At 38.4% G+C, this 13,861-nt stretch carries 9 protein-coding genes, 1 tRNA gene, 1 pseudogene and 2 riboswitches (1 of these 13 cut by a window edge); of the genes and pseudogenes, 7 read left to right on the top strand and 4 right to left on the bottom strand.

Annotation, left to right across the window (positions count from 1 at the left end):
* Positions 1–526: 526 nt before the first annotated feature.
* Positions 527–958, bottom strand: a complete 432-nt coding sequence (locus tag CZ487_RS02555; protein WP_077210683.1) for a hypothetical protein — start codon at positions 956–958, stop codon at positions 527–529.
* A 307-nt stretch (positions 959–1,265) separates the two neighbouring features.
* On the opposite strand from CZ487_RS02555, the gene CZ487_RS02560 reads away from it, so the two are divergent.
* Positions 1,266–2,156: a sensor domain-containing diguanylate cyclase gene (locus CZ487_RS02560; protein WP_077210684.1), complete on the top strand. Its 891-nt coding sequence runs from the start codon at positions 1,266–1,268 to the stop codon at positions 2,154–2,156.
* Positions 2,157–2,474: 318 nt separating this feature from the next.
* Here CZ487_RS02560 and CZ487_RS26280 read toward each other — a convergent pair.
* The 3 genes and pseudogenes from CZ487_RS26280 to CZ487_RS02575 form a co-directional block, all read right to left on the bottom strand.
* Positions 2,475–2,918 (bottom strand): annotated as a pseudogene (locus CZ487_RS26280) (dCTP deaminase); the annotation flags it as partial.
* A 46-nt stretch (positions 2,919–2,964) separates the two neighbouring features.
* On the bottom strand, positions 2,965–3,096 hold the full coding sequence (locus CZ487_RS27620; RefSeq protein WP_272914182.1) for a hypothetical protein: 132 nt from the start codon (positions 3,094–3,096) through the stop codon (positions 2,965–2,967).
* Between the two features lie 444 nt (positions 3,097–3,540).
* A tRNA-Arg gene (locus CZ487_RS02575) sits at positions 3,541–3,614 on the bottom strand.
* Positions 3,615–3,912: 298 nt separating this feature from the next.
* Between CZ487_RS02575 and CZ487_RS02580 the strand changes: the two genes are divergently transcribed.
* The 6 genes from CZ487_RS02580 to ptsG form a co-directional block, all read left to right on the top strand.
* Positions 3,913–4,869, top strand: a complete 957-nt coding sequence (locus CZ487_RS02580; protein WP_077210687.1) for an AAA family ATPase — start codon at positions 3,913–3,915, stop codon at positions 4,867–4,869.
* Positions 4,870–6,090, top strand: a complete 1,221-nt coding sequence (locus tag CZ487_RS02585; RefSeq protein ID WP_077210688.1) for a DUF58 domain-containing protein — start codon at positions 4,870–4,872, stop codon at positions 6,088–6,090.
* Positions 6,087–8,306 carry a transglutaminase domain-containing protein gene (locus CZ487_RS02590; protein WP_077210689.1) on the top strand — a complete coding sequence of 740 codons (2,220 nt, stop codon included), beginning with the start codon at positions 6,087–6,089 and terminating at the stop codon, positions 8,304–8,306. Before CZ487_RS02585 ends, CZ487_RS02590 begins: the two co-directional genes overlap by 4 nt.
* 43 nt (positions 8,307–8,349) lie before the next feature.
* A riboswitch (purine riboswitch) is annotated at positions 8,350–8,451 on the top strand.
* A 156-nt stretch (positions 8,452–8,607) separates the two neighbouring features.
* Entirely contained in the window at positions 8,608–10,161 is a 1,554-nt protein-coding gene (gene guaA / locus CZ487_RS02595) for a glutamine-hydrolyzing GMP synthase (protein WP_077210690.1), read from the top strand.
* A 116-nt stretch (positions 10,162–10,277) separates the two neighbouring features.
* A riboswitch (purine riboswitch) is annotated at positions 10,278–10,379 on the top strand.
* A gap of 113 nt (positions 10,380–10,492) precedes the next feature.
* Positions 10,493–11,821 carry an NCS2 family permease gene (locus CZ487_RS02600; protein WP_077210691.1) on the top strand — a complete coding sequence of 443 codons (1,329 nt, stop codon included), beginning with the start codon at positions 10,493–10,495 and terminating at the stop codon, positions 11,819–11,821.
* 171 nt (positions 11,822–11,992) lie between these two features.
* Positions 11,993–13,861, top strand: partial view of a glucose-specific PTS transporter subunit IIBC gene (gene ptsG, locus CZ487_RS02605; RefSeq protein WP_077210692.1) — the 5' portion only. Its footprint extends 201 nt past the window's final position; only the first 1,869 of its 2,070 coding nucleotides appear in the window; the start codon lies at positions 11,993–11,995; the stop codon falls past the right edge of the window.

Here is a 13,861-nt window from a genome sequence, read left to right on the forward strand (position 1 = left end):
ACCATTCGAAGATCCAGATAATGATGGGTTAGATGAAAATGATCCAAATCAAGGGAGTTAAATGAAAGTTGAAAAATGGTTTTACGACAAATTTAATGATGAAAACTCCTTCCGATTATTTGGAAGGAGTTTTTTTATCGCATTTATTGTAAGGTTCCTTTTATTAATAAATGACAATGATAATAGAGAAAAGACCCAAATGAATAATATTTCTCTCGATTAAAGTGGTGTTTGATTACAGCCAATGAAATGTACCACCTCTGACATAGAATATACCACCAAATGACAAAAGTGTACCAAAGAATGACAGACTGTTTACCAATTCAGTCCTTCTGGTGAAAAAGATATAAAATCATAGTTTTGAGAATTAAAAAAGTTATATAGATTTGATTGATTTTCAATAAGATCAAGTCTTCTGCAAACAGGCCAGACTAACTCTTGTATGACGTAGTAGACGTATATTGTGAAACAAGAAATAAAAAAGAGAGCAGGCAAAATAATATTACCCGCTCTCCATAAAGCACAATTACGGGCAGTCTGTAATTGTCAGTAATGTTTTAGGTAATACAGTAAATTGCCGTTGTCTTAAGTTAGGGACACCAGCGTCAAACCAATGGATATTAATAATCGCTATATCTTCAATATCTTCCCTTGCTGCTTCGTAAAAAGATATAGTAAATGTAGCTGGGAACGTGCCAATAGATGTTGTGATGTTTCCTTCGCCAGCTACCGATAATAGTTCATCACCGTTGGTGATGCAACTCGTTGGTCCTATATTAGTTGCTATAAAGCTTAAAGTGGTCGTTTGGTTTTGTACTTCAGTATAAGTAGCTGTGCCGCCACCTTCACAGTCAGGACATATATCAGCAATTAAAGTTGCTTGTTCGTCTGGACTAATTTGATTTGTTATTGTAACTGACCCAGAACAATCACATGGGCAAAGTCTGATTAATCCCATGTTATTCTCCACCTCCTTTCATGGCATTGTATTCATCGAAAGTAAGCACGAATGGGCAAATAGGTATAGAAAATTAACAAATTTGTCTAATTTCCAATACGAAGATATTGTAAAGAAATGAATTTAAGCTAAACGGGTGCGATTGTTCAACCAAGAGCAGTGGCTTTTCTTGTTCTGCTAACTGAGTAGGATTGTTCAATAAGTCGATAGTGAATTGTCTGTTATCAGGAAAAAAATACCCTTTGCTTATGCATAATTAGATGTAATATAATGATAAAATCAAAATTTTAATCGGAGTATATTTTATATGCAGGAAATAACAGATATTCAACAAATGTTCTCGCTAATTTCAGGAAAATCCCTAAACATTATCTCTTCTATTTCATCCGATGGTGTATTCACTTATATCTCTCCTAATGTGAAGGCGTTACTTGGGTATTCTCCAGAAGAAGTCATCGGGAAACCCGCGGCATCTTTTAACCACCCCGAGACCAATAAAAAATTGCTTGAGCATCGAAATTCATTGTTTATCGATCAAGATACGGTTCGATTTACCGGTCGTGTTCGCCATAAAAGTGGGGAATATCGATGGTATGAGACTACTGCTCAATATATCCGGGACCAATCTGGATATATTATACAAACTATTGGTGTAGGGCAAGACATTACAGAACGTATAGAAGCTGAAGAGACAATTGCCTATCTTGCCTACCACGACAGCGAAACTAATTTGCCAAACCGGCTTCTGTTTAAGAAACGCCTAAGTCTACTTTTAGAAGAATCTAAAGATGGATTTCACGGACTGATGTTACTTGATTTGGATGGTTTTAAACACGTCAATGATACATTTGGACACGATATTGGAGATCAACTTCTTATTGAGGCTGCAAAAAGGTTGAAATTCGCAGTTGGAGACAAGGGTTTTGTCGCTCGTTGGGGTGGTGATGAGTTCACGGTTCTTCAAACGAATATTGAAGGGCGGGCTGATGTCACTTCATTAGCTGAGCGGATCAAAGATGTAATCTCCGAACCATTTATAATTGCAGGTAATACAATTTTCATTACAGCAAGTATAGGTGTGGCTGTTTCCCTAGAAGATGGGGAAACGGTCGAGGCGCTGATTAAAAATGCCGACGCGGCGATGTATATTGTGAAAAATCAGTCGAAAGTTATGAATTGTTCTCAGACCCAACAATGACTCGTCAATATTAAAGACCCGAAATCGACAAATGAGACAAACGATCTAGCAATATTTCCAAGAAAGGGGCCCTTACTCATTTGAGTAGGGGCCCAAGTTCTGGTTTAATATTCTTATATGTAATTCCCTTGCCGATATTTAAAATTCGTTTTGGCTTGAGGCGGTACCATCTTCCCAATTCCTCACAAGTATATTGCTTTGTATAACCATTCTCACGCATCAATTTGTATTCATATCTAATATTATTAATTAGTTCAGGTCTAATCTGCATCTGTACCTCATATGACTGTTAAGGTGTTTAAATGTCTCTTTTGTTCACTACATTAAAAAACCACCAAGTTCTTTTGCGGTGTCAGCCGAAACGTTATCTATCCCACGGTTTATTAGGAAATCCTGTATTTCTTTATCTAAATATAGTTTGGAAATATTTATATCCTTACTTCCTAAGTATTTAGCATCTTCTTGATTTCGGTATGGCCTTTCAGAGATAGTTGATAATTCAAATAAAGCAAGCTGAGAAAATTTTATTCCTGGAGTTAAACGAATTGGCTTTGGGGATTGATTAAATGCAACAAATGTCATTTTTCCTTCGTATCCCGGATTCATATAACTAGCTGGGCTAATTTGTAATCCTAATAATTTTATACTGTATCTTTCGAGTATTTGTGCAGCCATATTATCAGGTATTCTAAAATATTCTCTAGATTGGACAAGTACCGACTCTCCCGACTCTAAATAAAAGTCAGATTCGTTTAGATTATACTCTTGATACTGATCATCCCTTAATTTTTCTCACATAATGATACTTTCATCGTGATATGTATTTCTTTACTTTAATACCTAATGTCAAGTTGATTGTAGCACCTTCACAATAATCCTCGTTAAATGGCGTTACTAATTGGTGGTTTAATGCTAATTCTTTGAGATGTCTATCACTCAATAACATAACATTTCCTCCTTCTTTAATATCCCAATTATGAAGAAATTGTTATTAAAAAACAACAACATTTTTTATTGCAACTCCCCAAATTAAAAGAACCCACCTTTATATTAACGGCTTCTAACATTTTCTTTACATCTTCGGTTATATTTTTATTACAATGCACAATGACCTTCTCCAGTATCAAATCATAAGGGTGTATTTAAATTTGCTAGAATCATTCATAAGCTATATATACTTCATTTTTCTCTACATGGAAATTCTCACTTCTGTCAATTTTTAATGTTTTTAATGGACATCAAGAGCAATTCATACGTTATGTATCCCCACGATTTTTATACTGAATTTAACTCCGCTACCAATCCGCTACCAATAACCGATAAATTCGAACAAATTTTCGTAACCAATAAAAAAGAAACCCTTGATATACAAAGGTTTCTTTAGCGTCCCAGAAGGGATTCGAACCCCCGACCTACAGTTTAGGAAACTGTTGCTCTATCCTGCTGAGCTACTGGGACATATTAGAATTTGTAATATTTATTATAAAACATTTATAAAAACAACGTCAAGGACTACAAGACTGAAGTGTTCCATAGAGTGAGCAGTAATGAAACAGCTAATCAAGAAATATGGTGATCGTACGCAACCTCATAGTTTTTCCAGAAATTCACAAAGCACGTTCGATGAAAAAAACGCCTCTGACACATTAGCAATATGTTAAACTTCCTTTGTTTAGAAAGGAATTTTACAGATCGTATAGAATTCTATGTAATAATAAAGTAGACAACTAATTAGGTGTTTAACAGGAGGGAAAGCATGAGCCGAGACAGTATGAATCCTACAATTGAAAGGATCTTAAAAAATATAGAGAATGTCATGATAGGCAAGAGAAAGGTGGCGGAGTTAAGTCTGGTTGCCTTATTGGCAGAAGGGCATGTTCTCCTTGAAGATGTTCCAGGTGTAGGGAAGACGATGATGGTGCGAGCACTTGCGAAGTCAGTAAGCGCCCAGTTTAGAAGAATACAGTTTACTCCTGACTTGCTGCCATCAGATGTGACGGGAGTATCCATCTATAATCCAAAGGAAATGGAATTTCAGTTTAAACCTGGGCCTATAATGGGAAATATCATTCTAGCAGATGAAATTAATCGTACCTCACCGAAAACTCAATCAGCTCTACTTGAGGGAATGGAAGAAAGCAGTGTCACGATTGATGGTGTTACACATATTTTAGACAAGCCGTTTTTTGTTATGGCTACCCAAAACCCGATTGAATACGAAGGGACTTACCCGCTCCCAGAAGCCCAGCTAGATCGTTTTTTGCTGAAGATGAAAATGGGATATCCAAGTGTGGAAGAGGAAATTGAAGTATTGAATTCGACGCAAAGAATGGCACCGATTGATGACCTGGAGCCCGTCATTGATCTAGAAGAGTTAAGAGATATTCAACAAGAGATCAAACTGGTAACGGTGAATGACTCAATTAAAAGATATATTGTTGAGATTGCCAATCAAAGTAGAACGCACGAGAGTGTTTATTTAGGGGTAAGTCCGCGGGGGTCGATTGCCTTAATGAAGGCGGCCCAAGCTTATGCTTACATATATAGACGAGACTATGTATTACCAGACGATATTCAATATTTAGCACCGAATGTGTTTGCTCACCGCCTTATTTTAAGGTCTGATGCTAAGTTTGATGGGATCACAGCGGATGAAGTCATTTCAGAAATACTGACAAGAGTGTCTGTGCCTGTCCAAAGGTTAGTGAAGTAAATGAAGAGAGTTTTCCATACTCTTAAGACCTTTTGGAAATTAACGATTCTGATTTTACTTGTGGTAATCACTTTTTCGTACGCCATGTTTCAAGGTGGTTTTGTTAGCTGGTTTTTATTCTACAGCTTTCTGCCATTTGCGCTCTATGGCTTAGCACTGTCGTTATATCAGCCAAAAAGGGTTGAAGTCAAAAGACATTTTTCAAGAAAAGAGTGTAAAGCTGGTGATGATTTAAAGGTTAAAATACGTCTGCAAAGAAACTCCTCCTTTCCGCTGTTTTATATGGTAATAGAAGATCAAATAAGTGATTCGCTGGTTTCCGCAAAAAAAGAATCCCATGAGAAAACACTGGTTTTTCCTTTTTTCCAAAAAGAAATAGAATTTGAGTATGATTTCGTTGAACTACCGCGGGGAGAGCATATCTTTCAAAATATTAATATTAAGATAGGCGACCCGCTTGGTCTATTTGAGAAAACAATCATTCTATCGACGAAGGCTGAAAAAATCGTTGTGTATCCTGCTTATGAAGAATTACGTTACTCCCCGTTAAATATGCGGCATGATCAGGGGATGTCTGCGTCAAATGAAAAAATTCAAAGAGATACCTCGATGGTTGTGGGAATTAGGGAGTATCAGCCAGGTGATCGCTTTTCATGGATTAACTGGAAAGCTTCTGCAAAGAGAAACAATATGATGACAAAGGAATTCGAACAACGGCAATCCCAAAATGTAACGATTGTCATGGATTGCTCTCCGGATGCAAGATTTGAAGGGGTTGTGTCTCTGACAGCTTCACTAGTCCGGTCCATTCTTCGTAATGGGTCGCAGCTAGGTTTGCTGACTGTAAGCAAAGATCGAGTCAGTTTCCCGAGTCGAAAAGGAGAAACATACCAGCATCAGCTATTCTATCATTTGGCGAAAATCCAAGATTGCTGCGAGATCCCTTTTCATAAAGTAATAGAGAGAGAGGCTCTCCAAAAGGATCACAATGGTACAAACTTGTTAGTGACGGCAAAACTTTCAAAAGAATTAGTGGAAAGAGCTGGTTCTTTTGGGATGAAAAAGCAATCTACTGCTATCTTTTTGCTTAAAGATGAGAAAGAAACCCCAAGTGCTGAAGAACTGTCCTTAAAAGCAGCCTCTCATGCAAAAGGCATACGAGTTATATTTGTTTATCATGGCCATTTTTCTGATGCCTTCATGGGGGTGGATAGAAGTTGACAAACCAGCAAAGCCAGTCATTTAGTTTTATGGCAATGATATTAAACTTGTGTGGATACTTTCTCTTGATGGAATGGCTATACCCTATTGATATGTTAACAGATACTTCAAACATCAGTGTGTTTATCTATTATCTTGCCATTTCATTGCTGATGTCTATTTTTAGGATGAGAAATGTTCTACGCTGGTCTATTAAAATTGTCTACATCTTATATGTGCTTCATTATTTGTACTTTAGAGGATCCTTTTTCCAGTTCACTTGGATTGACGATTTCAGCAAGGATATTTTTATCAACTTGACTTCTGTCTTTCAATCGGATTGGTCTGGCTTAACTGAATCTTTTAGAAGTTTGTTGTTCTTTGTACTATTGTCATTGATGACGTACTTAATTTCATATTGGTTGGTTAACCGCAAACAAATTTTTCTTTTCTTTTTTATGACGCTGCTGTACATCACGGTTCTAGATACATTCACACCATATAACGCTGATCAAGCAATTGTTCGGACCATGATTGCCGGGTTTGTGGTAATGAGTTTGTTGACGTTGAACCGGATATTAGAGCGGGAAGGGATCCGCAAATACTCGGGAGTTTCTAGACGGTGGATTACCTCTTTAGTGGTCATGCTTGGGTTTAGTATCATCATTGGTTTTGGTTTGCCTAAAGCCGAGCCGATATGGCCGGACCCGGTACCATATATTACATCTTATTCAGAAGACAGCGGAAATGATGGTCCTGGGATCAGCAAGGTAGGATATGGTACTGATGATTCTAGATTAGGAGGACCATTTATTGGGGACAACACAAGAGTTTATTTCACCCATACGGAGTCAAGGCATTATTGGAAAGTGGAAACAAAGGATATCTATACGGGTAAAGGATGGGAAACTTCCGCAGAAAAGGAGCAGAGAATCCCATTTGGAACAGTTGACCCTATTCCGGCCAGTTCTTTTGCTAGTCCGGAAATGGAGTTTACTGAACGTACAAGTGTTGTTTATCCCTTAGTAGACTATCCTCATCTCATTTATCCGTTAGGCTCACAGTATGTGCAGACGAATCAGGACTACACATTTGAATATGATAGCAAATTAGAGAAAATTTACAGTTTTCCTTCATCTGGAGCTGCTCTGCCTAATCTTGACGAATATACCGTTCAATACAATTCACCGAGATACAGTGTAAAAGCAATGATGCAAACCGTAAATCACAACCATCCATCTCTTGATCGTGAGTTCCTCGAAGTCTATACACAATTACCGGAAAATCTCCCGCAAAGAGTGAAAGATCTTGCGTTAGAAATTACGAAAGAGGAGGCTACTTGGTTTGATAAAGCAAGGGCGATTGAAGATTATTTTGATCGTCCCGAATATAAATATGATCAAACAAATGTAGCGATTCCGGGAGAAGAGGATGATTATGTAGACCAGTTTCTTTTTGAAACAATGACAGGCTACTGTGATAACTTCTCCACTTCGATGGTTGTGCTTTTGCGATCACTTGGGATCCCGGCAAAATGGGTGAAAGGTTACACAGAGGGGGAATTTAGGGGTACTGCTGAATCTGGAAAAAGGCTGTATGAAATTACCAATAATAATGCTCACTCTTGGGTTGAAGTGTATTTTCCAGAGGTTGGCTGGGTACCGTTTGAACCGACTAAAGGTTTTTCGAATAATGTTCAATTTAACTTTGATAATTATTCTACTAACCAAAACAGTTCGGCCAACACTCCTGAACAAGAAAATAATCCCGAAGAGGAAACACTTCAAGCAGAGCAACAAACAACGAGTTCATCTAACTCGCCATACAGTTTCCAAGTTCTATGGGATAGTATAATTCTTTTCCTAAGTGAAGCATGGAAAAAAATCCTTGCTGCTTCACTAATTCTAGGCATGGTGCTTCTTGGATTGTATAAGATTCGGTTAAAATGGCTTCCATACTTTATTCTATTTAGATTCAAGAGACGAAGACAGGACGATGACTTCCCGGCGGCCTATCTCGTTTTGTTAACACATTTGAATCGATATGGATTAAGAAGGGAAGATAATCAGACACTGCGGGATTATGCAGCCGATGTTGACGAATATTTTTCCTCAAAAGAAATGGGGGTATTAACATCCCATTATGAAAGGTATTTATACAAGGGACACTTAGAGAAAGGCAGCTGGGATGAGACAAAGGAATTGTGGGAAAATTTAATTAAAAAAACAATAGCTTGACCTGAAAATCGACATGTTGATACAATATTCGGGAAATCATATTGTAAAATTAAACATGCACCTTCATATATCCTCGGTAATATGGTCCGAGAGTCTCTACCAAATCACCTTAAATGATTTGACTATGAAGGCAGGGTCATTCTATTTTTAAAAACTTTTAAAAACTAGAATTCTGCCTTCATTTTTATTTGAGGCGGAATTCTAGTTTTTTTTATGAACGTGGTTAAGCTATACTTTAGAATGGTGCTTGTTCGACAGAGTAGTTAATGAAATTTATATAACATTATGGGGTGAACTGAGGATGGCGAATAATACAGAGCTTCAAGACCAAGAAAAGATTGTCGTACTAGATTTTGGAAGCCAGTACAATCAGCTAATAACAAGAAGAATCCGTGAATTTGGTGTGTACAGTGAATTACATCCGCATACGATTACCGCGGAAGAAATAAAAAAAATGAACCCAAAGGGTGTCATCTTTTCTGGTGGTCCTAACAGTGTCTATGATGAAAATGCATTTCGCTGTGATGAGCAGATCTTTGAACTAGGATTGCCGATTTTGGGCATTTGTTACGGAATGCAATTGATGACTACTCATTTTAAAGGGAAAGTGGAGCCTGCAAAGCAGCGTGAATATGGAAAAGCTGGAATCGCTATTCAAAATGAAACAAGATTGTTCGGCAGTTTACCGAATGAACAAATTGTCTGGATGAGTCACGGAGATCTTGTGATCGAAGCTCCTGCTGGCTTTACTGTAGATGCGACTAGCCCGTCATGTCCAATTGCAGCTATGAGTGACGAGTCAAGAAATCTATATGCTGTACAATTCCACCCGGAAGTACGCCATTCACAATATGGAAATGAATTGTTAAGAAATTTTGTTTTTAACATTTGTGAATGCAAGGGCAACTGGTCGATGGAAAATTTCATCGAAATTGAAATGGAAAAAATTCGTCAAACAGTTGGAGATAAGAAAGTGCTTTGTGCTCTTAGCGGCGGGGTAGATTCTTCCGTCGTGGCGGTTTTAATCCATAAGGCAATTGGCGATCAGTTAACTTGTATTTTCGTCGATCACGGCTTGCTTCGTAAGGGCGAAGCGGAAAGTGTGATGAAAACATTCGCTGAAGGCTTCCATATGAACGTTATCAAAGTGGATGCAAAGGATCGTTTCCTGAGCAAATTAAAGGGTGTTAGCGACCCTGAGAAAAAGCGTAAAATTATTGGAAATGAATTTATTTACGTATTTGATGATGAAGCAACAAAGCTTGAGGGAATTGACTATTTAGCGCAAGGAACTCTTTATACAGATATTATCGAAAGCGGTACGGCCACTGCGCAAACGATTAAGTCGCATCATAACGTTGGCGGTCTGCCAGAAGATATGCAATTCCAATTGATTGAACCATTGAACACTTTGTTCAAAGATGAGGTTCGTGCGTTAGGTACTGAGTTAGGTATTCCTGATGAAATCGTATGGAGACAGCCATTCCCAGGTCCAGGTCTAGGAATCCGTGTTCTTGGTGAGATTTCTGATGATAAACTTGAAATTGTTCGCGAATCGGATTTCATTTTACGAGAAGAAATAAGAAATGCAGGATTAGAAAGAGATATCTGGCAATACTTTACAGTTCTTCCGGATATCCGCAGTGTAGGGGTTATGGGTGATGCCCGCACATACGATTACACGATTGGTATTCGTGCTGTTACATCGATCGATGGGATGACTTCTGACTGGGCGAGAATTCCATGGGATGTCCTAGAAACGATCTCAACTAGAATTGTTAATGAAGTAAGTCATGTAAATCGTGTTGTGTATGATATTACAAGTAAGCCGCCTGCAACAATCGAATGGGAATAATATGAAATAAGTTAAAATAACCTTAATATACGAACGATAAAAAACGAACATGTTAAAAATGTTCGTTTTTTATATTGACGGATACCTGAGTTACTTGTTATTATAATTATGGCTTTAAAAAGAATATCGAATCATGTCGTATAATGTTGGGGATATGGCCCAATAGTTTCTACCGAGCTGCCGTAAATAGCTTGACTACGAGATACGTGATTATAATTGGGCTCTTCATGCAATCTTTTTTTCTTTTCTCCTAATTAGTTCACAATCTTGCTGTCAGCGCTACAGGTATCTTGTAGTGTTTTTTTATTACTATTTTGGGAGGGAAAAGGATATGAAAAAGTATTTTCAGTTTCAAGAACTAGGAACATCTTACCGCCGTGAAATAATCGGTGGTTTAACAACATTCTTAGCAATGGCATATATTTTAGTTGTTAACCCAATGACGCTATCCTTAATGGATGTCCCGGATTTACCGGATGAAATGAGAATGGATTATGGAGCTGTGTTCGTCGCAACGGCTGTCGCTGCGGCAATCGGTTCGCTATTAATGGGGATCATCGCCAAATATCCAATTGCTCTTGCACCGGGAATGGGCTTGAATGCATTTTTTGCTTATGTGGTTGTCTTAACGATGGGGATCCCTTGGCAGCATGCTCTTGGAGGAGTTTTCCTATCAGGACTTGTGTTTATTGTGTTATCTCTATCAGGTTTGCGTGAAAAGATTATTAATGCAATCCCAGCTGAGTTAAAATTTGCAGTTAGTGCTGGTATTGGTTTGTTCATTACTTTTGTAGGTGCTCAATCATCTGGATTAATCGTAAATAATGATGCAGTTTTAGTTGGTTTGGGAGATTTTTCAGATGGAAATGTACTGTTAGCTATCTTTGGGATCGTGATTACGGTTATTTTGATGACAAAAGGGTTAAACGGCGGCATCTTCATTGGAATGGTAATTACAACGATTGCCGGTATGATTTTTGGATTAATCGACGTACCGGAGAAGGTTGTTGGTGCAATTCCGAGTGTAGCACCAACTTTCGGAGCAGCATTTGAAGGGCTCGGAGATCCTTCATTTTATACGATTAACATGTTAGTTGTTGTATTAACTTTCTTGTTTGTTGACTTCTTTGATACTGCAGGTACTTTAGTTGGAGTTGCGAACCAAGCTGGTTTAATGAAGGATAACAAATTACCACGTGCAGGAAGAGCGCTAATGGCTGATTCTATTGCGACTGTTACGGGTGCGATTTTTGGTACATCAACGACAACGTCCTATGTTGAATCAACATCAGGTGTTGCTGCTGGAGCTAGGACAGGATTTGCTTCAATTGTTACGGCAGTGCTGTTCCTTCTATCTTTATTTTTCTTCCCGGTACTAGAGGTTATTACTTCGGCTGTAACGGCACCGGCTTTAATAATTGTAGGAGTATTGATGGTTTCTTCTTTAGGAAAAATTGACTGGACCAAGTTCGAGATAGCTGTACCAGCCTTTCTTACTATTCTTGTCATGCCATTATCGTATAGTATTGCAACAGGGATTGCGGTTGGATTTATCTTCTATCCAATCACGATGCTGGTGAAGGGAAGAGCGAAAGAAATTCATCCAGTTATGTACTTCTTATTTGTTATCTTTATCTTGTACTTTATCTTCTTAAAATAAGCAGTATGAACAATTGGGCCGCACTTTATGGTGCGGCCTTTTTGTGTTGTCTATTTTCGTTTAAGTAAAGGATTTTTAATTGAATTGGGCTCATTTGGGTAGATTATTTCTGAAGAAGTTGTTTGAAATCAAATGGGTATTTTTTAATAACTTTTAAGGAGGTAATGCTGTATGTTTAAAAACGCTTTCGGTGTCCTGCAAAAAGTAGGGAGAGCGCTGATGCTTCCGGTTGCCTTGCTGCCGGCGGCGGGGATCTTGCTTGCGTTAGGTTCGGCGTTGAGAAACCCGACATTGCTGGAATTAGCACCGTTTTTGGATAACAATGGGGTAGATCTTGTTGCGGCTGTTATGGAGCAAGCTGGAAACATTGTCTTCGGAAATCTGCCGGTACTGTTTGCCGTAGGGGTAGCAGTTGGTTTGGCAGGCGGTGATGGTGTTGCAGGGTTAGCTGCCATTATTGGTTACTTAATCATGAATGTGACAATGGGAACCGCCCTTGGAATTACAGCTGAGGATGTTAACGGATTAAGCTATGCTAATATTCTTGGTGTTCCAACTCTCCAAACAGGGGTGTTCGGCGGAATAATTGTCGGTATCATTGCGGCTTTACTCTATAACCGATTCTATGAAATTGAATTACCATCGTATTTGGGGTTCTTTGCTGGAAAAAGATTTGTTCCTATTATAACAGCAGCTACAGCTGTCATTTTAGGGTTATTGATGCTGGTTATTTGGCCGCCGATTCAGAATGGATTAAATGCCTTCTCTCAAAACATGGTGCATGCAAACTTAACGTTATCATCATTTATCTTTGGTGTGATTGAACGTTCGCTTATTCCATTTGGTTTGCATCATATATTTTATTCGCCGTTTTGGTATGAATTTGGCCAATATGTAACAGCGGCCGGCGAAACCGTTCGTGGTGATCAGCGTATTTTCATGGCACAGATCAGTGATAATGTTCAAGATTTAACTGCTGGAACGTTTATGACAGGTAAATTTCCGTTTATGATGTTCGGTTTACCTGCGGCTGCACTGGCAATTTACCATGAAGCTCGTCCTGAGAAAAAGGTTGTTGTTGGTGGTTTAATGGCTTCGGCCGCCTTGACTGCCTTTTTAACTGGTATTACAGAGCCTATTGAATTTTCTTTCTTGTTTGTAGCTCCTGTTTTATTTGGAATCCACGCTATATTTGCTGGTTTATCATTTATGACGATGCATTTGCTGAATGTGAAAATCGGTATGACCTTCTCGGGCGGGTTAATTGACTATATCTTATTTGGATTAATTAATCCTCAAACGAATGCTTGGCTTGTCATTCCGGTTGGTTTGGCATTCGCCTTAATTTATTATTTTGGATTCCGCTTTGCTATTCGGACATTTAACTTGAAGACACCAGGTAGAGAAGAAGTGACAGACACTGATGATGAGGAAGAAACTACAAAAGGGAAAACGAGTGAACTTCCTTATGACATTCTTGATGCAATGGGAGGAAAAGAAAATATTGCCCATCTTGATGCGTGTATCACTCGATTAAGAGTTTCTGTTAATGATGTTAAGGACGTTGACAAGGATCGGTTAAAGAAGCTAGGAGCCTCCGGGGTGCTTGAAGTTGGAAATAATATTCAGGCAATTTTTGGTCCTCGTTCTGAAACTATAAAAGGCCAAATGAAAAATATTATGGAAGGAAAGAAACCGCGTGTCGTCGAAAAGGCTCCAGAAAAGGGAGTCGAACAACAAATTGAAGAAGTTAATCCAGATGCTCTTCAAACAAAGAATAAAGGTGATAATTTGTTTATGTCACCTATGAAAGGGGAACTAAAGCCAATAACAGATGTTCCTGATGCTGTTTTCTCAGAAAAGATGATGGGGGATGGTTTTGCGATAATCCCATCTGAAGGCACCATTGTATCACCGGTTAACGGAACAATTGTCAACTTATTCCCAACAAAACATGCAATAGGGATTCTTTCAGATTCAGGACGTGAAATCTTAATTCATGTAGGGATTGATACGGTAAATCTCAAAGGTGAAGGTTTT

The organism is Robertmurraya dakarensis (assembly GCF_900156875.1).
Lineage (GTDB): Bacteria > Bacillota > Bacilli > Bacillales > Cytobacillaceae > Robertmurraya > Robertmurraya dakarensis.